Consider the following 20,601-nt stretch of genomic DNA (forward strand, 5'->3'; position numbering starts at 1 on the left):
CGTTGGGCGCATGCTCCGCCGACGCACCGCCGGTGTCCTCGCCCTCGTCCTGGCGCTGTCCGCAGCGTGCTCGTCGGCCCCCGAGCAGCCGCTGCCCGAGGGGCGCGCGCTCGTGGACGCCGCCGAGGCGAGCCTGAACGGGGTGCGCAGCGTGCGGTTCGACTTCAGTGTCAGCTCGACCATCCCCGGCCTGGACATCCGCGAGGTCAAAGGGCAGGCCAGCAAGGACGGCGGGCCGCACGGCACCGCGATCGGGCAGGCCGACGTGCAGGCATCCGCGGACCGCTTCGAGCTGGACTACGTGCTGGCCGGCGAGACGCTGTTCCTCACCGACAAGAAGGGACGGCAGACGCAGGCCCCGGTGCCCGCGGACTACAACCCGGTGACGATGCTCGGGCCCGACCGCGGCCTGCCCAAGCTGCTGGCGGACGCGACCGCGTTGAAGACCGAGACCAAGGAAGACGTCCTCGGCGTGGAGGCCTACCGCGTCACCGGGAAGCTGGCGAAGGACGTCATCTCGAGCGTCGTCCCCGGCATCCAGGCCGACGTGGACGTCAAGTTCTGGGTCACGCAGGCCGAGCCGCGCAACCTGGTGCGCGTGTGGATCCAGGTGCCGCCGCGCCAGCCGAACGAGGGCGCGATCCAGCTGGAGCTGGCGCTGTCCGACCAGAACGTCCCGGTCGGGACGACGACCCGCGGCTAGGCGGCCGAGCCGGCACCCGGCCAGCGATCCAGGGACAACTGCGCGCCCCCGGCATCACCGCGGTGATCCCCGAGCCAGCTGGCCAGGCCAGGCACCGCGGCCGCAACGTCGGTCAGACACCGCTAGACCCGGCAGCGGGTACCCGGCTCGGGCTGGGAGCCGTCCACCAGGTAGTCCAGGCCGGCGACGTCCACGCACGTGTTGCCGTGCAGGAAAGCGGTGTGCTGGGTGCCGTCCACGGTCAGCAGGCCGCCGTGGAAGAGGTTCGCCAGGGTGACGCCCGCCTGGTACGGGGTGACCGGGTCGTCGGTGGTCGAGATGACCAGCGGTGGCGCCGCCGGGGTCGCCGTCGGGCGGTGCGGCTGGGACGTGCTCGGCACCGGCCAGGACGCGCACACGTCGAGCTCGCCCTGGTCCGGCCGGCCCCAGCCGAGAAACGGCGCAGCGTCGATCATCCGCTGCCGGACCGCCGCCGGATCCGTGACACGCGGGTTGTCCACGCAGCGCACGGCGTAGTACGCGTCCTGCAGTGACGAGTACCGTCCGTCGGCCGCGCGCTCGTAGTAGCTGTCGGCGAGCCGGAGCAGGACCGAGCCGTCGCCCTGGCGCAACAGGCCGAGTCCGGTGTTCAGGAACGGCCACGACTGGCTCGAGTACATCGCCTCGACCACGCCGGTGATCGCGTCGCGGTAGGACAGCACGCGCCCGTCGCCCGTCCTCATCGGCGCGGCGATCAGCGGCTGGACCAGGTTCTCGAACTCGGTCTGCGCCTTCGCCGGATCACTGCCCAGCGCGCAGCCGGCGTGCCGCGCGCACTCCGCGGCGAACTGGCCGAACGCGTGCGAGAACCCGGTGGCCTGCGCGACGAGCGAGTCCGGGTCGTCGGCGGCCGGGTCGATCGCCCCGTCGAGGAGCAGGGCGCGCACCCGCTGCGGGAACGCTTCCGCGTAGCTGTAGCCGACCTGGGTGCCGTAGGAGTAACCGAGGTAGCTCAGCTTGTCGTCGCCCAGCGCGGCGCGCAGCACGTCGAGGTCCTTGACCACGTCGCGGGTGCCCATGTTCGCCAGCATCGCCGCGCCGTGTTCGGTCCGCTGCGCGCACTTCGCCGCGTAGTCGCGGGCCTGGTAGGTCCAGGTGGCGTCGATGAGCCCCGGGTTGCTCGCCCGGTCCGCGTCGCGTTCGGCGTCGGTGAGGCACTGCACGCGCGGCCGGCTCGCGCCGACGCCGCGCGGGTCGAACCCGACGAAGTCGAACCGCAGCCCGATCGCGTTGTTGACCACGGTCGGGACCAGCCGCGCGGCCGCCTCCATCCCGGACCCGCCCGGGCCGCCCGGGTTCATCACGAGGGACCCGATCCGGTGTGCCGGGTCGAGCGCCTTGTGCCGCAGCACGCCGACCGTGATCGTCTCGCCACGCGGGTTCGCGTAGTCCAGCGGCACGGTCAGCCGGGCGCATTCCACGCCGGGCGCGCGGAACGCGTCCTGGCTCTGCTGCCCGGTCGCGTAGGTGGCGCAGTCGCCCCAGTCGAGCTTCTGGTCGTAGAAGCGGTCGAGGGCGTGCGTGTCCGCCACCGGTGAGGGAGGCGGCGGTGGTGGTGGCGTGGCCTGCGTGGTGCACGCGGTCAGCGCGCCGGCCAGCAGGCCCGCGGTGATCAGCGTCCGTCGGCGGGAGAAACGCATCTCCCACATCGTGCCAGTCCGGTCACTGAGCGGTACAGCGCGTGCCCTCCGCCGGCAGATCGCCCTTGATCAGGTAGGCGCTGCCGATGTCGTCCACGCACGAGTTGCCCTGCAGGAAAACGGTGTGCTGGGTGCCCTCGAACGTCAGCAGTGCCCCCTTCATCGCCTTCGCGAGGTTCACCCCCGCCTGGTACGGGGTGGCCGGATCGTTGGTGGTCGAGATCACCAGGACCGGCGGGAGGCCGTCGACGTGCGGCTCGTGCGGCTGCGAGGTGTTGGGCACCGGCCAGAACGCGCACGGGTCGAGTGCCGCGCCGTTGGGCCGGCCGTCGTCGAGGAAGGGCGCCACCTGGTCGTAGCGGTTCGACGCCGCCAGCACCTCGGCGCGGTCGGTGACCGGCGGGTCGTCGACGCAGCGGACGGCGGTGAAGGCGTCCTGCGTGTTGGTGTAGTGGCCACTGCGGTCGCGCTCGTTGTACTGGTCGGCCAGGGCCATCAGGGTGGCGCCCTGACCGGTCTTCAGCTCGTTGAGGCCCGAGTTCAGCGTCGTCCACAGCTGCTGCGAGTACAGCGCCTGGATCGCGCCGATCGTGGCGTCGCCGTAGCTCAGCTCGCGCCCGTCGCCGAGCCGGACCGGCTTGTCGATCAACGGGCGCACGAGGCTCTGGAAGACCTGCGTCGCGGCCGCCGGATTCGGACCGAGGGCGCAGTCGCGGCGGGCGGCGCACCACTTGGCGAACTCGTTGAACGCGACACCGAAGCCCTGGCCCTGCTCGACCAGCGACTCGACCTCGTCCTGGTTCGGGTCCAGCGCGCCGTCGAGCACCATCGCGCGCACGTTGCGCGGGAAGGCCTCGGCGTAGGTGGAGCCGAGTCGCGTGCCGTAGGAGTAGCCGAGGTAGGTCAGCTTCTCCTCGCCCAGCGCGGACCGCAGCACGTCCATGTCCTTGACGACGTCCCGCGTGCCCAGGTTTTCCAGCATCTCGGTACCGAACTTGGTCCGCTCCGCGCACTTGGCGGCGAACTCCTTGGAGTCGGCGTCCTGGCGGGCCACGCCCGCGGGCGAGCCGTCGGCCTCCAAGTCCTCGGTGCGCTCGTGGTCGCGTTCGGCGTCCGTCAGGCAGGTCACCTCGGGCTGGCTGGCGCCGATCCCGCGCGGGTCGAAGCCGACCAGGTCGAACCGCTTGCCGAGCTCGGTGTTGCCGACCTGGGACGCGAGCCCGGCCGCGGCGTACATGCCGGAGGCGCCGGGGCCACCGGGGTTGATCACCAGTGAACCGATGCGGTTCCCCGTCGCCTTGTGCCGCAGCACGCCGATCGTGATCGTGTCGCCCTGGGGTTTGGCGTAGTCCAGCGGCACCGTCAGCCGGGCGCACTGCAGATCCTTCCGGCCGAAGGCGGATCTGATGTCGTCGGAAGTCGCGTAAGGTGCACAGTCGCCCCAGGTCAACGGCTGTGCGTAGAACTTGTCCAGTCCCGCGGGCACCGGCCCGGCCGGTCCGGCCGACTCGGTCGTCACCGTCGGCGCCGGAGTCGGCGCCGGCTCCGGTGACGTGCAGGCGGCGACCGGCACCAGCAGGCAGGTGCCGAGGACGACGGCTCGGACGGTCCGGGACCTGGCTCGCTGAAGGAAGGGCACGTCGTGATCGTGCCATCCTGAGTGGGAACACAGGTGCACCGCCACCTCGTTGGCAGGTGGATCGCGCGCTAGAAGGACAGGAGACCACGGGTGCCAGCACTGATCAGCCGAATGGGCAAGCGGCTTCGCCGGCTCATCGAGCGTCCGGGCAGCGTCGAGCTGTCGCGCTACGAGGCCCTGCTTCCGGACATCGAGGCACTCGAACCCGAACTCGAGAAGCTCGGCGACGCCGAGCTGACCGAACGCGCCGGCAAGCTCCGGCCGGAGGCCGAGCTCGGCGACCGGCAGCTGGTCGAGCTGTGCGCGCTCGGCCGCGAGGCCGCGCGGCGGGCGCTCGGTGAGCGCGCGTTCGACGTCCAGCTGCTCGGCACGATGGGCCTGCTGTCCGGGCACGTCGTGCAGATGCAGACCGGTGAGGGCAAGACGCTCGCCGGTGCGCTGGCCGCGGCCGGTTACGCGCTGCAGGGCAAGCGGGTGCACGTCATCTCCGTCAACGACTACCTGGCCCGCCGCGACGGCGAGTGGATGAAGCCGGTCTACGACCTGCTCGGCGTCAGCGTCGGCTGGGTCGACGGCAGCCTGACCCGCGAGGAGCGGCGCGCGGCCTACGAAGCCGAGGTCACCTACGGCGCGGTCAGCGAGATCGGGTTCGACATGCTGCGCGACCGCCTGGTCACCCGCGCCGACGACGCCGTCCAGCCCGAGCCCGAGGTCGCGATCATCGACGAGGCCGACTCGGTGCTCGTCGACGAGGCGCGGGTGCCGCTGGTCATGGCCGGGTCGGTGGACCAGGCCGTCGCGGACACCGAGGTCGCCAACGTCGTCCGGCGGCTGCGCCTGGGCCTGCACTACGAGACCGACACCGACGGCCGCAACGCCTGGCTGACCACGGCCGGCGCGTCGGTCGTGGAGAAGGCACTCGGCGGCGTCGACCTCTACAGCGAGTCCGGCTCCGACCGGCTGGCCGCGGTGAACGTCGCGCTGCACGCGCACGCGCTGCTCACCCGCGACGTCGACTACCTCGTGCGCGACGGCAAGGTCGAGCTGATCAACGCCTCCCGCGGGCGCGTCGCCGAGCTGCAGCGGTGGCCGGACGGCCTGCAGGCCGCGGTCGAGGCGAAGGAGCAGGTCGCGCCCACCGACCGCGGGGAGATCCTGGACTCGATCACCGTGCAGGGCCTCATCGCGCGGTACCCCCAGGTCGCGGGCATGACCGGTACCGCGGTCGCGGTGGCCGAGCAGCTGCGCGAGTTCTACTCGCTCGAGGTGGCGGTCATCCCGCCGAACAAGCCGAACATCCGCGAGGACCTCGACGACCGCGTCTTCGCGTCGCCGTCGCACAAGCTGCGCGCGATCGTCGCGGAGATCCGCGACGTGCACGAGACGGGGCGGCCGATCCTGGTCGGCACGCAGGACGTCGCCGAGTCCGAGGAGCTCGCCGAGAAGCTGGCGAAGGCCGAGCTGCCGTGCGTCGTGCTGAACGCGCGCAACGACGCCGAGGAAGCGGCGATCATCGCCGAGGCCGGCAAGCACGGCGCGATCACCGTGTCCACCCAGATGGCCGGGCGCGGCACGGACATCCGGCTCGGCGGAGCCGACGGCGAGGACCGCGAGCGCGTCGCCGAGCTGGGCGGTCTGCACGTCATCGGCACCGCGCGGTACCCGTCGAGCCGTCTGGACGGGCAGCTGCGCGGCCGATCGGGGCGGCAGGGCGACCCGGGCAGCGCGGTGTTCTTCGCCAGCCTCAACGACGAACTCGTCACCTCCAACGCGCCGGACGTGCCGGACGGCATCGACGCCGACGACGAGACGGGCGAGATCACCGACCCGGCGGCGAAGCGGCACATCGACCACGCCCAGCGCGTCGCCGAGGGCGTCGACCTGGAGATCCACCGCAACACCTGGCGCTACACGCGGCTGATCGAGCACCAGCGGCGCGAGCTGCTGGAGTACCGCGACAAGCTGCTGCGCACCGACGAGGCCGCGGAGGTGCTCGAGGGCTCGAAGCGCTACGACGAGCTGGTCGAGAAGGTCGGCGAGGACAGGGCGAAGCAGACCTGCCGCGAGATCATGCTGTACCACCTGGACCAGCTGTGGTCGGACCACCTGGCGTTCCTGACCGACGTGCGGGAGAGCATCCACCTGCGGGCGCTCGCGCGGGAGACCCCGCTCGACGAGTTCCACCGCATCGCGATCCCCGAGTTCCGCAAGATCGTGCCGGCGATCAAGGAGCGGTCGCTCGAGACGCTCACGGACGCGGAGATCGGCGACGACGGGATCGACCTGGTCGCCTCCGGCGTACGGCGGGCCAGCTCGACGTGGACCTACCTGGTGCACGACGCGCCGTTCGACGCCGGCTTCGAGGAGACCCTGCGGCAGGTGCGCAGCCTGTTGCGGCACAAGAAGAACTGAGCCGGCGCGCGGGGTGTGGCCGACAATGGGGTGATGCCGCAACTCCGCATCGCGCTGGCCCAGGTGAACCCCACCGTCGGCGACCTCGCGGCCAACGCCACCCAGACCGTGGCGTGGACCCGCAAGGCCGCCGAGGCGGGGGCGCACGTCGTCGTCTTCCCCGAGATGTCGCTGACCGGGTATCCGGTCGAGGACCTCGCGCTGCGGGCGACGTTCGCGGAGGCGTCCCGGCGGATGGTGGACGAGGCGGCGGTTTCGCTGGCCGACGCCGGCTGCGGCGAGCTGCTGGTCTACGTGGGGTACCTCGACGCCGACCCGGCTGGCCCCCGGGACGCGGCGGCAGCCCTGTGGCAGGGTGAGGTCGTCGCGCGCCAGTTCAAGCACCACCTGCCCAACTACGGGGTGTTCGACGAACAGCGGTGGTTCAAGGCCGGGCGGACGCTGGACGTGGTGCGGTTCCACGGCGTCGACATCGGCATGGTGATCTGCGAGGACCTCTGGCAGGACGGCGGCCCGGTGTCCGCGCTGGGCGCGGCCGGCGTGGACGTCGTGGTGTCGCCGAACGCGTCGCCGTACGAGCGGTCCAAGGACGACATCCGGTTGCCGCTCGTCGCGCGCCGGGCGGCGGAGGCGGGCGCTCCCCTGGTCTACGCGAACCAGGTAGGCGGGCAGGACGACCTCGTGTTCGACGGCGACTCGTTCGTGGTCGGGGCGGACGGGGAACTGCTCGCGCGAGCGCCGCAGTTCGTCGAGCACCTGCTGGTGGCGGACCTGTCGGTGGGCGGCGGCTCCGGTGCGGAGGGGACGTTCGGCGGGCTTGCGGTGCGGCGGCGGGTGTTGTCGGCGGAACCGGTGCCGGGCTACGAGAGGGCGGTTCCGCCGGTGAGCGAGCCGTTGTCCGACGAGGCGGAGGTGTGGTCGGCGCTCGTCGTCGGACTGCGCGACTACGTGCACAAGAACGGGTTCCGCTCGGTGATCTTCGGGTTCTCCGGTGGGATCGACTCGGCGGTGACGGCGGCGCTCGCGGTCGACGCGCTGGGGCCGGACTCGGTGCACGGGGTGTCGATGCCGTCGCGGTACTCGTCCGCGCACTCCCGCGACGACGCGGCGGAACTGGCGCGGCGGCTGGGATGCCACTTCCGGGTGGAACCGGTCGAGGACATGGTGCGGGTGTACGTCGACGGGCTGGGGTTGAGCGGGCTCGCCGAGCAGAACATCCAGGCCAGGGTGCGCGGGATGCTCCTGATGTCACTATCCAATCAGGAGGGACATCTGGTGCTCGCGACCGGCAACAAGACCGAGCTGGCCGTCGGGTACTCGACGATGTACGGGGACGCGGTCGGTGGGTTCGCGCCGATCAAGGACGTGTTCAAGACGCACGTGTGGACGCTGGCGCGGTGGCGGAACGCCTCGGCGGAGAAAAGGGGCGAAGTGCCGCCGATCCCGGAGAACTCGATTGCGAAACCGCCGTCGGCGGAGCTGCGGCCGGGGCAGCTGGACACCGATTCCTTGCCGGACTACGCGGTGCTGGACGACATCCTCGACGACTACGTGGAGGGCGACCGGGGGTACGCAGAACTCGTCGCCGCGGGATTCGCGCCGGAAACGATCGATCGGGTGATCCGAATGGTCGACCGGGCGGAGTACAAACGGCGCCAATACCCGATCGGTACGAAGATTACTTTTAAGGCTTTCGGACGAGACCGGCGCCTGCCGATCACGAATCGCTGGCGGGAAGGGGAACAGCGCTCGCTCTGAGGCGCCGAAATTGTCGGACCCGGGTGCGATCATCCTTTCGTCGCCGGAGCCCGTACCGGCTCTGTATCGAAAGGAATAGTTGCCATGCCTGGAAACGTGCGTCCCGTCGTCGACGAGCGTGACGGTCTGCTCGCCTTCCTCGCTCAACAGCGCGATGTTCTGCGTCTCGCCGCGTACGGCTTGAGCGATGAGCAGGCGCGGCTGACGCCCACGCGCAGCGCGCTCAGCGTCGGCGGGTTGATCAAACACGTGACGAACACCGAGCGGCACTGGATGGACGTGGTGGCGCAACGTGGGTCGCCCGGCCACGGAAGCCGCGACTACGTCGAGGATTTCCGGCTCGCCGAGGGCGAGACGCTGGCCGACATGCTGGCCGCTTACGCCGCGGCGGCGGAGGAGACGGAGGAGATCGTGGCGGGCATCGCGGATCTCGGGCAGCCGGTGCCGGTGCCACGCGGGGCGCCGTGGTTCCCGGACGACGCCGACGCGTGGCCGGTGCGCTGGGTGCTGCTCCACCTGATCGAGGAGACGGCGCGGCACGCCGGGCACGCGGACATCATCCGGGAGCACATCGACGGGGCGACCACCTATCCGCTGATCGCCGCGGCCGAGGGGTGGCCGTCGACACCGTGGATGCAACCGTGGAAGCCGGGTGGCTGATCGCGAACGGGCCGTCAGAAGAGCGTCGGCTGGACGTTGGCTCCTTCGATGATGAGCATCTGCCGTTTGGTCTCGACGCCGCCTCGAGCGGAGAAACCGCCCATCTTGCGCCCGGCGGCGAGCACCCGGTGGCACGGCACCACGATCGGGAAGGGGTTGTGTCCCAATGCCTGGCCGACGGCCTGCGCCGAGCCCGGCATGCCGAGCCGGTGGGCGATGTCGCCGTAGGTGAGGGTCCGTCCAGGCGGGATGGACCGGGCGATCTCGTACACCCTGCGGTTGAACTCCGGCACGCCCTGGTAGTCGAGGACGATCCCGAGGAGGTCGCGGCGCTCACCGCGGAGCAGGGCGACGATCTCGTCGATCGCGGCCTGGACGTCCGCGGGTGGCGTCGACTCGGTGGCGTCCGGGAAGGCCGCGCGCAGGCGTGCCCGGGTGGTGGCGGGCGCGCCGTCGGGGAGGCTGACGCCGGACACGCCGTACTCACCCCAGGCGATGCCGCAGTGGCCGATCGCAGTGTCGAAGAGCGTGTAACCCAGTGCTGACATGGTGTCCCCTCAAGCCGGCAGGGCCCGTGCCTCCAGCGTCTTCTTGATGGTGGCGGTGCCCTGTTCCATGAAAGCACCGGTGCGCGCCGCGAGGGCGTCGGGGAGGAGGTCGGCAACCCAGACGAAGCGGGTCCGGGTGGGGCCGTCGGCGAAGACCTGGGCGACGCCGTTGTGGTGGGTGTAGGGGCCGCCGACGACGGTCCAGGCGAGCCGGTGCGCGTCGTCATCGAGGTCCACGAGCGCTTCGCGGACCACCGTGCCGTCGAAGAAGGTGACGATCCGGTCGGTGCCGTCGAGGTGGGTGTCGACGACGAAGCCGGGTGCCAGGCGCTGGTGGAGTGCGCCCCAGTCGCGCAGCGCCGCCCAAGCGAGGTCGAGAGGAGTGTCGATCAGGGTTTCCGTACGTATCGAAGCCATGCGGTTCAGCGTGCCGTGGTGCGCGGCCGGGGTCTTGAAGATTCTTGCGGTTCCGGCGCCGGACCCGGAGGCGGCAATCTGACGAGGGTGTCCGCAGTGGCCGATCCGGCGTACCTCGCCGATCTGGTCCGCGCTGCGCGCTGATGGTGCGGCGGCGGTCGCCTATGCCTGCACGCCGTGCAGCTTCGTCGGCGGCAGGCGGGGCGAGCGCACCCTGCGCCGCCGGAAAGCAACCGGCCCCGGGCAAGGCCTGATGTCGAACTGACATGGCGCAGCATGTCCAGCGGCAAGCCGCCGAGTGCCACAGACCTCACGGACGCGGGATGCCCACTTCCCCGGCCCTCAGGGGCGCCGGGCCACTTCCGCGGCCATCCATCGACACCGGCGCCGGCAGCGGCGCAGTCAGCCCCGGCAGTTGCCGTGCGGCTGGCAGCGGCGCAGTCAGCCCGGCAGTTGCCGTGCGGCTGCCCGCCGCCCACCTCCGCGGCTACCAGCCGCCCCCCACCTGCCGCCACCACCGTCCCCGCCGTCGCTGTCCACCCGCACTCGCGGCAGCGGCCTCCTGCCGCCCACCTCGCCGGCTACCGGCCACCCCACCTGCCGCCACCACCGTCGCTGTCCACCCCGCAGTCGCGGCAGTGACCTCCTGCCGCCCACCTCCGCGGCTACCAGTCGCCACCCCACCTGCCGTCACCGCCGTCGCTGTCCACCCCGCAGTCGGGGCAGCGGCCTCCTGCCGCCCACCTCCGCGGCTACCGGCCACCTGACTGCGCGGCCAGCCAGCGCACCGCTGCCGCACCACCGGCACCCACCGGCCGCGTGCCTCCGCCTGCCACCGCCGGTTTCACCCCACCGCCGGCGACGCGCGGGCGCACGGAACTGTCGTACCCCGGAGGTAGCGTCGGCGCATGGTGGGCGTCTTTCCGATCGCGTCGCAGGCCGGGTTCGCCGTGCGGGTGGTCGACTGCGCCGGCGGGCATCGTGGCTGGTCGGATCCCGAGGGGCGCACCTCGCCGGAACTGGTGCTCGTCCGGCGGGGGCGGTTCCGGCGCCGCACGCGAGCGGGTGTCGTCGACGCGGATCCGACCGTCGGCTACCTCAGCCTGCCCGGCGACGAGGAGACCTTCGCCCACCCGGCGGGCGGCGACGTCTGCACCGCCGTGCGATTCGCGCCCGCGCTGTGGGACCAGCTGTTCGGTGACCGGGCGATGACGTCAGCCGTCTACGTCGACGCGACCCTCGAGCTCGCCCACCGGCGCTTCGTGGCAGCGAGCCGCCGGCCCGACGCCGACTACGCCCTGCCCGAGAGCCTGCTCGACCTCGCCCGCGCCGCCATCGCACCCGCACTCGCCCCGAGCCCGGCCACGACCATCACCACTGCAAGCCGAACCGCCTCGGCCACTCGCAGCGCCCAGTACGCAACGCACACCGCGCTCGCCGACGAGCGTGGCACCGCACCACGCCCGGCCGGCACCCCGCAAGGGTTCCCGGGCTCGAAACAGCATCCCGCTGCACGCGACCGCCCTGCGATCACCGGCCGGCGAACCGGCGCTCACACCACGTCGAACGCCGAAGGAGCCACAGCGCGGCCGGGACCCGCCGACGCAGCACAACATCCGACCGCCGAGGGCGGCGGCCACACGACCAACCCCGGCCGACCAGGTAGCGCACCGCCGACGACGCAGACCAACAGCGACACCCCGGCACCAGGCACACACCCCAACCACCCACGACCAACCGAGACAAACCACACCACCAACCCCAGCCAGCAAAACCACCCCGAACCAACGGCGAACACCACCAGCCCGAACCACACCCCGACAAGACCGACGCAGACCAACAGCGACACCACGGCACCCGCCACACACCCCAACCACCAACGACCAACCGAGACAAACCACACCACCGACCCCAACCAGCAGAACCACCCCCGACCAACGGCCAACGCCACCAGCCCGAGCCACACCCCGGCAAGACCGAGGCGGACCGACAGCGACATCGTGGCGGGGGCGAGGCTTGCCGTTGTCGAGCAGCATCCCGCGGCCGGGGCGTTGTTCACGCTCGCGGAGTTGCTGGACGTGTCGCCGTTCCGGCTCAGCCGGGCGTTCACGCGCGAGGTGGGCGTGCCCCTCACCCGCTACCGCAACCGGGTGCGCGTCGGCCGGGTGATGGAGCGCCTCGAGGGTGGGGAGGCGGACCTCGGGTACCTCGCGGCCGATCTGGGGTTCGCGGACCAGGCCCACCTCACCCGCACCGTGAAGGAGCACGTCGGTCACACGCCTGCAGCCCTGCGGCGGTTGCTGGGGCCCTGACGCCACCGCGGCGCCCCCGGGCAGCGGCCGGCCTCGATCCGCACCGCACCCGCCGAGCCGTTCCCGGAGGGCATGCGGCGGGCAGGTGCCAAGCCGGCGCGGCACACCCGGAATCACCGTCGTGTGAAGCTCGTCGCAGGGGCTTGGGTGCGTTCCTCGCGTGGTGACACGCTGGGTTTTCCAGATCCACGACCCGGGGACCCGATGAGGGCCTCGAGGGAAGGACGGTCGACGAAGATGTCCACCACCAGCGGCGAGCCCGCGACGCCGAGCGGGCCCGGTCCGGCGACCACCGGCGAAACCACCGCGCCCTACGGCTCCGGCCCGGCGGCCGGCACCCCGCCGGTCAAGAAGGTCCGCATCCCCCACCTGCAGGAACTCAAGCGCCGTGGCGAGCCGTGGCCCATGCTCACCACCTACGACATGTACACGGCAGAACTGTTCGACGAGGCGGGCATCCCGGTGCTGCTCGTCGGCGACTCGGCCGCCAACAACGTCTTCGGCTACGAGACCTCGCTGCCCGTCACCGTCGACGAGCTCCTCCCCCTCGTCCGCGCCGTTACCCGCGCCACGAAACGCGCACTCGTCGTCGCGGACCTGCCGTTCGGCTCCTACCAGCTCTCCCCCGAGCAGGCGCTGGCCACGGCCGTCCGGTTCATGAAGGAAGGCCGCGCGCACGCGGTCAAACTCGAAGGTGGCCGCCGCTTCGCGCCGCACGTCGAGGCCCTCACCGGCGCCGGCGTGCCCGTCATGGGCCACATCGGCTTCACCCCGCAGAGCGAGCACAACCTCGGCGGCTACCGGGTGCAGGGCCGCGGCGAGGCCGGTGCCGAACTGGTCGCCGACGCCCTCGCGCTCCAGGAAGCCGGCGCGTTCGCCGTCGTGATGGAAATGGTGCCGGCCGAGGTCGCCAAACAGGTCACGCACGAACTCAGGATCCCGACGGTCGGCATCGGCGCCGGACCGGACTGTGACGCCCAGGTGCTCGTCTGGCAGGACATGGCCGGCCTGCGCCGCGGCAAGGCGCCGCGCTTCGTCAAGCGCTACGCCGACGTCGCGGGCGCGCTGACCCAGGCGGCGACGGCCTTCGCCGACGAGGTCCGACGCGGCGAGTTCCCCGCGCCCGAGCACTCCTTCCACTGATCGGCCTCCCCGGGGCGCGGCGGACCAGGCCGCGCCCCGGAGCGCCGTCACCGGTCACGCTTGAAGCGTTCGGCCAGCGCCGGGTCGTTCTCCCACCAGAGGCCCTGCGGTGCGGGCTCTTCGTCGGCGATCTTCGCCTGCCGTTCGTCGGCGCGAAGCCAGCGCAGCGCCAGCGCCCCGACGAACGGCAGCCCCGCCAGGTCACCGCCGATCCACAGGATCCCCGCGCCGATGATCTGGTCGGTCCGCAGGTCCGGGCCCCACGTGCGCCCCAGCGCCTCGTAGTACCCGGCCGCCCGCAACGGCCCCAGCCACAGCACCAGCCCCAGCGCCGCGTCGACGATGACCTCGGTGAAACTGATGGCGAAGGACACCAGGTGGTGGTCCTCCCGCGGCGTCGGATCGACCCGCAGCCGGGTCCAGAAGTACGCGAACCCGCACCCGAGGAGCACCAGCCGCACCAGCTCGTCGACCGCCGCGTGGCGCAGCGTGAGCTCGTACAGCGGCGTCAGGTAGATCACCAGCGGCGGCACGATCAGCAGCACCGAAATCACCAACGGGAAGGTCAGCGCCCGCGCCAGCGGCCCGCGCCCCCACCGCCGGAGCCGCTCGCCCGGCACGACCGCGAGCAGCAGCGTGATCGGCGCCCCCAGCGCGAGCAGCAACGGCGTGATCATCAGCAGCACCACGACCTGCACCGCACGCGGCCAGAACAGCACGTCGTCGTAGACGCCGAGGAACGAGCACGTCACCAGCAGCACGGTGGCCAGCCCGGCCAGGAACGCCACCGTCCGCGACGGGGGCCACGGCCGTGTCCGCCGCGCCGCCCACAGGTAGCCCGCGCCGAGCAGCACCACGAACACCAGCGCGGGGACGTCGGCCGTCCAGGCGCTGAAGATCCGGTCCGCGGACAACGGACTCACGCCACGAAATATACGAGGCTGCCGATTCCGGCGACAACACAGTAAATCGCGAACGGCGTCAGCGTGCGCGTTTCGAAATAGCGCGTCAGGAACCGCAGCGCCAGGTACGCCGCCACCCCGGCCACCAGGCTGCCCACCAGCGCGGGGCCGAGCGACGCCGAGTTCTCCGAGGCGAACAGCGACGGCATCTTCAGCACACCAGCGGCCAGGATCACCGGCGTGGCCAGCAGGAACGCGAACCGCGCCGCGTCCTCGTGGGACAGTCCACGCCGCAACCCGGCGACCATGGTGATGCCGGACCGGCTGATGCCCGGGAACAACGCGAGGATCTGCGCCGCGCCGATCAGCACCGCCTCACCCACCCCGAGCCGGGCCAGGCGCCGGTCGGCGGCCTCCTCGGAGGTCACGATCCGCATCGGCATCGTGACCTCCGCCGAGAAGTCCCGCGTGACCTCCGACGGCCCGGGCACCGGCGTGACCGGCACCGGCTTCCGCTCGGCCCGGGCGAACCGCTCCACCGCCAGCAGCACGACGCCGTTGAGCGCCAGGAAGATCGCGGTGGGCACCGGTTTGCCGAGGAAGTCCCGCAGCGCGCTCTCCAGCAGCAGACCGGCGAGCCCGACCGGGATCGTGGCGAGCACGAGCAACCAGGCCAGCCGCTGGTCGGGGTTCACCACCTCCCGGTCGCGCACGGACGTCCACAACCCGCGCACGATGCGCACCCAGTCCCGCCGGTAGAACACCACCAGGGCGAGCGCGGTCGCCACGTGCATCGCGACGAGCACCGCCAGGTACGGCGAGTCCTTGCCCATGCTCAGGTCACGCGCCCACGAACCGCCCACCCAGGCCGGAATGAGGATGCTGTGCCCGAGGCTGGACACCGGAAACAATTCCGACACACCTTGCAAAGCACCGACGACAATCGCCTCGAAATAGCTGACAGCGGACATCTACGGACCTCTTTTCACCGCCCGGACGGCCCGCCGAAAATACCTGAGGCGCTACAGCCGCCCGCCGCTGGCCGTGTCCCCGGACAGCCGCTGCGCGAGGTACACCGGAACCGTCGACACGACGATCAGCACCGCGGCGACCACGTTGACCACCGGCGCCTGGTTCGGCCGGAACAGGTTGTCCAGGATCCAGATGGGCAGCGTCTGCAACCCGGCACCGAGGGTGAACGTGGTCACGATGATCTCGTCGAACGACAGCGCGAACGCCAGCAGCCCACCGGCCAGCAGCGCGGACCGCAGCATCGGGAACGTGACGAGCCGGAACGTGGTGATGCCGTCGGCGCCGAGGTCCATCGACGCCTCCTCGAGGTTGCCGCCGAGCCGCCGCAGCCGGGCGACGACGTTGTTGAACACCACCACGACGCAGAACGTGGCGTGCGCGATGATCGCCGTGAACAGTCCGAGGTCGATGCCCAGGATGGTGCGGAACGCGTTGTTCAGCGCGATCCCGGTCACGATGCCGGGCAGCGCGATCGGCAGGATGATCAGCAGCGACACCGTGTCCTTGCCGAAGAACCGGTACCGCTGCAGCGCGAACGCCGCCATCATCCCGAGCACCAGCGCGATCGCCGTGGCCGCGAGGCCCGCTTCCAGGCTGGTCACCAGCGCCCGCAGCACGCCCTCGTTCTCCGCCGCGCGGCGCCACCACTCCAGCGTGAAGCCGGACGGCGGCCAGCCGAACGTCGTGTCGGCGTTGACCGAGTTCAGCAGCACCACCAGCAGCGGCACGTAGATCACGGCGAGGCCGAGCACCAGCGCGGCGAGCAGGACGTACTTGGTCTTCTTGGACAGCATCATCGGGAGACCGCCTAGAGGTTGTCCAGCGCACCGGTGCGGCGCACCGCGGCGAGGTAGACGAGCATGATGACCACCGGCACCGTCGCCACGGTCGCCGCGAACGGGAGGTTGTTCGCGGCGCCGATGTTGTCGTACACGACGTTGCCGAGCATCTGGTTGGCGCCGCCGACGATCTTGACCGTGATGTAGTCGCCCAGGGTCAGCGAGAACGTGAAGATCGACCCGGCGACGATCGCGGGGAACGTCAGCGGCAACACGACCGACCGGAACGTCCGCCACGACCGCGCACCGAGGTCACCGGAGGCTTCGACCAGCGAGTCCGGCAGCCGGTCGAGACCCGCGTAGATCGGCAGGATCATGTAGGGCAGCCACAGGTAGGACAGCGTGATGACGGTGGCGGCCAGGCCGTAGCCGGGGGTGGCGCCGAAGAGCCACCCGACCAGCCCGTTCCCGGAAAGCATGATCCGCCACGAGTACGCCTTCACCAGGTAGCTCGCCCACAACGGGGTCATCACCGCGATCACCAGTACCCGCTGCGCCCGCGGCGAGGCGAACTTGGCCATGTAGAAGGCCATCGGGAACGCGATCACGGCGTCGACCACCGTGACCGCCACCGCGATCCCCAGTGTGCGCAGGGTGATCGTGCGGTAGACGCCGTCGGTGAACAGGGTCGTGAAGTTGTCCAGCGACCACTCGGTGACGACCTGGCCGGTGAAGGTGTCGGTGTGCCAGAAGGCGGTGACGAACAACGCCGCCAGTGCGCCGAGGTAGGCCAGCCCGAGCCAGAGCAGTGGCGCGCTGAGCAGCATGCCCAGCCGCAGCCTGGGTTTGCGGTACAGGAATCCCGACACACTGGCGGCGATGCTCATGTCAGCCCTTGATCTCCGTCCACGCGCGAGTCCACTCGCCGTAGTCCTTGCACTTGACGTCGGTGCGGCCGTCGACACACTGGGCGATCGGCGTGGTCCAGTACCAGATCTGGCCGGCGTAGGCGGCGTCACCGGCGTGGTAGGTCTCGCAGTGCTTGGCGTCGGCGGTCAGCGAGCAGGCCTTCGGGTTGGCCGGTGCCTCGCCGAAGTACTCGGCGACCTTCGCGTTGGCCGCGGGCGAGATGATGTGGTCGAGCCACTTGTAGGCGCAGGTCTTGTGCGCCGACTTCGCCGAGACCATCCAGGTGTCGGACCAGCCGGTCGCACCCTCGGTGGGCAGCGTGGACTCCAGCGGCGCGCCCTCGGACTGGGTCAGGTTGACCGTGACCTGCCACGCCGTGCCGACGACGGCGTCGCCGTTCTTGAGCGCCTGGCTCTCCTTGAGGTAGTCCGACCAGTACTCCGACACCAGCGGGCGCTGCTGCTTGAGCAGGTCCACCGCCGCCTGGAACTGCTTGTCGTCCAGCGCGTAGGGGTTCTTGATGCCCAGTTCCGGCTTGGTCTTCATCAGGTACAGCGCGGCGTCGGCGATGTAGATCGGCGAGTCGTAGGCGATGACCTTGCCCCGGTAGGGCGAGTTCGCGTCGAACACGACCGACCACGACGTGGGCGCGGGACTGACCTTGTCGGTGCGGTAGGTCAGGACGTTGGCGCCCCAGCCGTGCGGCACGCCGTAGGAGACGTTGTTGACGCTGTTCCACGGCTTGTTCTTGAGGAAGTCGTAGACGTCGGCGTAGTTCGGGACCAGGCCGGTGTTCACCGGTTCGACGTCGCCGCCCGCGATGAGACGCAGCGAGGCGTCACCGGAGGCGGAGATGACGTCGTACTGGCCGGTCTTCATGAGGCTGACGGCCTCGTCCGAGGTGCCGAAGGTCTTGACGTTGACCTTGCACCCGGTGGCCTGCTCGAACGGGGTGACCCAGTCGACCTTCGGGTCGTTGGACCCGTTCTCCGCGTAACCGGGCCAGGCCAGGATGTTCAGCGCGCCCTCGGGCTGCCCGAGCTGGGACAGCGCTTCGAGCTTCGGTGGGGTGAACGCCTGCCCGCCCCCGCTGGACGAGCTGGTGCTCGACGTGCCGCAGGCCGCCACGGCGGTGCCCGCACACATCAGCCCCGCGATCAGGCGCAGGGTCCGGCTGTTGCGCATGGATTGGCTCCTCACTCGGTGATGCGGAAGTTGTGTTCTTGCCGCCAGGACAGGCGAACGCGGTTGTCGGCAAGTTCGAGGGGTGCGCCGACGTTCTGCCGGACGACCGAGAGCCGCCCGCCGACGTCGAGTGCCACCACGTAGCGGACCGTGGCACCCGCGTAGGAGGTGCTGGTGACCGTCCCCGTGGCGCTGACCTCGCCGACCGCGGCGGGCTGGGACAGGTCGGCGTCGAGGCGGATCTTCTCCGGGCGGATGCTGAACACGCCGCGCGTGCCGAGCACCGCCTCGGCGCTGTCGCCGGACAGCAGGTTCGACGTGCCGACGAACCCGGCGACGAACGCGGTGGCCGGTTTCTCGTACACCTCGCTCGGCGTGCCGATCTGTTCGATGCCGCCGGCGTCGAACACCGCGATCCGGTCGCTCATCGTGAGCGCCTCGTCCTGGTCGTGCGTCACGAAGATGAACGTGATGCCGACCTCGCGCTGGATCTGCTTGAGCTCGGTCTGCATGGCGTGCCGCAGCTTGAGGTCCAGGGCGCCGAGCGGTTCGTCGAGCAGCAGCACCTTGGGCCGGTTCACCAGCGCCCGCGCCAGCGCGACCCGCTGACGCTGACCGCCGGAGAGCTGCGTGGGTTTGCGGTCGGCGAACCCTTCCAAGTGGACGGTCCGCAGTGCGTCGCGGGCGCGCTCGCGGCGTTGCGCGCGGGGCACCTTCTTGACCCGCAACCCGTACTCGACGTTCTGCTGCACGGTCATGTGCGGGAAGAGCGCGTAGTCCTGGAACACGGTGTTGACGTCCCGCTCGAACGGGGCGAGCCGGGTGACGTCGCGGCCGGCCAGCTCGACCGTGCCGGACGTGGGCAGTTCGAACCCGGCGATCATGCGCAGCACGGTCGTCTTGCCCGAGCCCGACGGGCCGAGCATCGAGAAGAACTCGCCCTGCGCGATGTCCAGGTCGACGCCGTCGACGGCGACCACGGAGCCGAACTCCTTGCGCAGACCGCGCAGCCGGATCGCGCTCGTGGTGGCCGCCGGGGCTGCCTTCTCGGCGAGGGTGGGGGCTTGGTTCGGCGACACGTCGATCACCAGGCCGTCATGACGTGCTTGACACGGGTGTAGTCCTCCAGGCCGTACAGCGAGAGGTCCTTGCCGTAGCCGGACTTCTTGAACCCGCCGTGCGGCATCTCCGCGACCAGCGGGATGTGCGTGTTGATCCACACGCAACCGAAGTCGAGCTTCGCGGACAGGCGCATCGCGCGGCTGTGGTCGGCGGTCCAGATCGAGGACGCCAGGCCGTACTCGACGCCGTTGGCGGCGGCCAGTGCCTCGTCCTCGCCGCTGACCCGCTGCACCGTGATGACCGGGCCGAACACCTCGTTCTGCGAGATCTCGTCGTCCTGCCGGACACCGGAGATCACCGTGGGCTCGAAGAAGTAGCCCTCGTCGCGGGCCCGCTTGCCTCCGGTGTGGACGGTCGCGTGCGCGGGCAGCCGCTCGACGAACCCGGACACCTTCGCGAGGTGACCGGCGCTGTTGAGCGGCCCGTACAGGACGTCGGGGTCGTCGGGCAGGCCGGTCTTCGTGGCCTCCGCGTGCCGGGTCAGCGCGGCGACGAACTCGTCGTGGACGTCGTCGTGCACCAGGACGCGGGTGGCCGCGGTGCAGTCCTGACCGGCGTTGAAGAACCCCGCCATCGCGATGGTCCCGGCCGCGTTCTCCAGGTCGGCGTCGGGGAAGACGATCACCGGCGCCTTGCCGCCGAGTTCGAGGTGGACGCGCTTGAGGTCGGCGGCCGCGGACCCGGCGACCTCGGTGCCCGCACGGACGGAGCCGGTGATCGACACCATCGCCGGGATGTCGTGCTCCACCAGCGCCCGTCCGGTGTCGCGGTCGCCGCACACCACGTTGAGCACGCCCGGCGGCACGAACTCCGCGGCGATTTCGGCGAGCAGCAGCGTCGAGGCCGGGGTGGTGTCGGACGGCTTGAGCACCACCGTGTTCCCGGCCGCCAGCGCGGGCGCGATCTTCCAGATCGCCATCAGCAGCGGGTAGTTCCACGGCGTGACCTGGGCGCACACGCCGATGGGCTCGCGCCGCACGTAGGAGGTGTGCCCGGTCAGGTACTCCCCCGCGGCGCGACCCTCCAGTGCGCGGGCGACACCGGCGAAGAACCGCAGCTGGTCGGTGATCATCGGGATCTCTTCGGCCGTGGTCACCGCCAGCGGCTTGCCGGTGTTCGCAGACTCGACGCGGACGATCTCGTCGGCCCGCCGCTCGACCGCGTCGGCGATCTTCAGCAGCGCGACCTGGCGGGTGCCGGGCGTGGTCTCGCGCCAGTCCTCGAAAGCGGTCGCGGCGGCGCGCAGCGCGCGGTCCACGTCGTGCGCACTGCCGACGGAAGCGGTGCAGTACGGCCGCCCGGTGACCGGGTCGATGATCTCGGCGACGGCTCCGTCGGCGGACTCGACGTGGTCGCCGGCGATGAAGTGTCTGAGCTGATGCACGGGCTGGCTCCTGGCTC

Annotated in this window: 17 protein-coding genes; 6 read left to right on the forward strand and 11 right to left on the reverse strand. The window is 71.0% G+C overall.

The annotated features are described in order from the left end of the window. Positions 1-10: 10 nt before the first annotated feature. Positions 11-703 carry an LppX_LprAFG lipoprotein gene (locus tag FB470_RS05690; protein ID WP_306989302.1) on the forward strand — a complete coding sequence of 231 codons (693 nt, stop codon included), beginning with the start codon at positions 11-13 and terminating at the stop codon, positions 701-703. Positions 704-825: 122 nt separating this feature from the next. Here FB470_RS05690 and FB470_RS05695 read toward each other — a convergent pair whose 3' ends face one another. Both FB470_RS05695 and FB470_RS05700 read right to left on the reverse strand, forming a co-directional pair. Further along, positions 826-2,382: an alpha/beta hydrolase gene (locus tag FB470_RS05695; RefSeq protein ID WP_306989304.1), complete on the reverse strand. Its 1,557-nt coding sequence runs from the start codon at positions 2,380-2,382 to the stop codon at positions 826-828. Positions 2,383-2,404: 22 nt separating this feature from the next. Beyond that, positions 2,405-3,955: an alpha/beta hydrolase gene (locus tag FB470_RS05700; protein WP_306999069.1), complete on the reverse strand. Its 1,551-nt coding sequence runs from the start codon at positions 3,953-3,955 to the stop codon at positions 2,405-2,407. 156 nt (positions 3,956-4,111) lie between these two features. Here FB470_RS05700 and secA2 point away from each other — a divergent pair, with 156 nt between their 5' ends. From secA2 to FB470_RS05715, 3 genes are all read left to right on the forward strand, one after another. Then, positions 4,112-6,433, forward strand: coding sequence for an accessory Sec system translocase SecA2 (secA2, locus tag FB470_RS05705; protein WP_306989306.1), 2,322 nt, complete (start codon positions 4,112-4,114; stop codon positions 6,431-6,433). 33 nt (positions 6,434-6,466) lie between these two features. Beyond that, positions 6,467-8,191: an NAD+ synthase gene (locus tag FB470_RS05710; RefSeq protein WP_306989307.1), complete on the forward strand. Its 1,725-nt coding sequence runs from the start codon at positions 6,467-6,469 to the stop codon at positions 8,189-8,191. Between the two features lie 84 nt (positions 8,192-8,275). Continuing rightward, on the forward strand, positions 8,276-8,851 hold the full coding sequence (locus tag FB470_RS05715; protein ID WP_306989309.1) for a DinB family protein: 576 nt from the start codon (positions 8,276-8,278) through the stop codon (positions 8,849-8,851). Positions 8,852-8,865: 14 nt separating this feature from the next. On the opposite strand, the gene FB470_RS05720 is transcribed toward FB470_RS05715, so the two are convergent. Further along, positions 8,866-9,399 (reverse strand): methylated-DNA--[protein]-cysteine S-methyltransferase, encoded by a 534-nt coding sequence (locus FB470_RS05720; RefSeq protein WP_306989310.1) that lies wholly within the window; start codon positions 9,397-9,399, stop codon positions 8,866-8,868. A 9-nt stretch (positions 9,400-9,408) separates the two neighbouring features. Beyond that, on the reverse strand, positions 9,409-9,816 hold the full coding sequence (locus FB470_RS05725) for an SRPBCC family protein (RefSeq protein ID WP_306989312.1): 408 nt from the start codon (positions 9,814-9,816) through the stop codon (positions 9,409-9,411). 1,160 nt (positions 9,817-10,976) lie between these two features. On the opposite strand from FB470_RS05725, the gene FB470_RS05730 reads away from it, so the two are divergent. Both FB470_RS05730 and panB read left to right on the forward strand, forming a co-directional pair. After that, complete coding sequence (locus FB470_RS05730; protein ID WP_306989314.1) at positions 10,977-12,128, forward strand: helix-turn-helix domain-containing protein; 1,152 nt, start codon at positions 10,977-10,979, stop codon at positions 12,126-12,128. 237 nt (positions 12,129-12,365) lie between these two features. Beyond that, positions 12,366-13,271, forward strand: a complete 906-nt coding sequence (panB, locus tag FB470_RS05735) for a 3-methyl-2-oxobutanoate hydroxymethyltransferase (protein ID WP_306989316.1) — start codon at positions 12,366-12,368, stop codon at positions 13,269-13,271. Between the two features lie 47 nt (positions 13,272-13,318). Here panB and FB470_RS05740 read toward each other — a convergent pair whose 3' ends face one another. The 7 genes from FB470_RS05740 to FB470_RS05770 are packed head-to-tail and all read right to left on the reverse strand — an operon-like array spanning position 13,319 to position 20,584. After that, complete coding sequence (locus FB470_RS05740; protein WP_442320531.1) at positions 13,319-14,185, reverse strand: cytochrome c oxidase assembly protein; 867 nt, start codon at positions 14,183-14,185, stop codon at positions 13,319-13,321. A gap of 5 nt (positions 14,186-14,190) precedes the next feature. Further along, positions 14,191-15,144 (reverse strand): undecaprenyl-diphosphate phosphatase, encoded by a 954-nt coding sequence (locus tag FB470_RS05745; RefSeq protein WP_306989320.1) that lies wholly within the window; start codon positions 15,142-15,144, stop codon positions 14,191-14,193. Between the two features lie 51 nt (positions 15,145-15,195). Further along, positions 15,196-16,002 (reverse strand): ABC transporter permease, encoded by an 807-nt coding sequence (locus tag FB470_RS05750; protein WP_306989321.1) that lies wholly within the window; start codon positions 16,000-16,002, stop codon positions 15,196-15,198. A gap of 11 nt (positions 16,003-16,013) precedes the next feature. Continuing rightward, a complete protein-coding gene (locus FB470_RS05755; protein WP_306989323.1) occupies positions 16,014-16,871 on the reverse strand; it encodes an ABC transporter permease in 858 nt (285 codons plus the stop codon). 1 nt (position 16,872) lies between these two features. Next, complete coding sequence (locus tag FB470_RS05760) at positions 16,873-18,078, reverse strand: ABC transporter substrate-binding protein (protein WP_306989324.1); 1,206 nt, start codon at positions 18,076-18,078, stop codon at positions 16,873-16,875. Between the two features lie 11 nt (positions 18,079-18,089). Then, a complete protein-coding gene (locus FB470_RS05765; RefSeq protein ID WP_306999071.1) occupies positions 18,090-19,157 on the reverse strand; it encodes an ABC transporter ATP-binding protein in 1,068 nt (355 codons plus the stop codon). A 5-nt stretch (positions 19,158-19,162) separates the two neighbouring features. Beyond that, positions 19,163-20,584 carry a gamma-aminobutyraldehyde dehydrogenase gene (locus tag FB470_RS05770; protein ID WP_306989325.1) on the reverse strand — a complete coding sequence of 474 codons (1,422 nt, stop codon included), beginning with the start codon at positions 20,582-20,584 and terminating at the stop codon, positions 19,163-19,165. Positions 20,585-20,601 lie beyond the last annotated feature (17 nt).

The organism is Amycolatopsis thermophila (genome assembly GCF_030814215.1).
In the GTDB taxonomy this organism is placed as follows: Bacteria; Actinomycetota; Actinomycetes; order Mycobacteriales; family Pseudonocardiaceae; genus Amycolatopsis_E; species Amycolatopsis_E thermophila.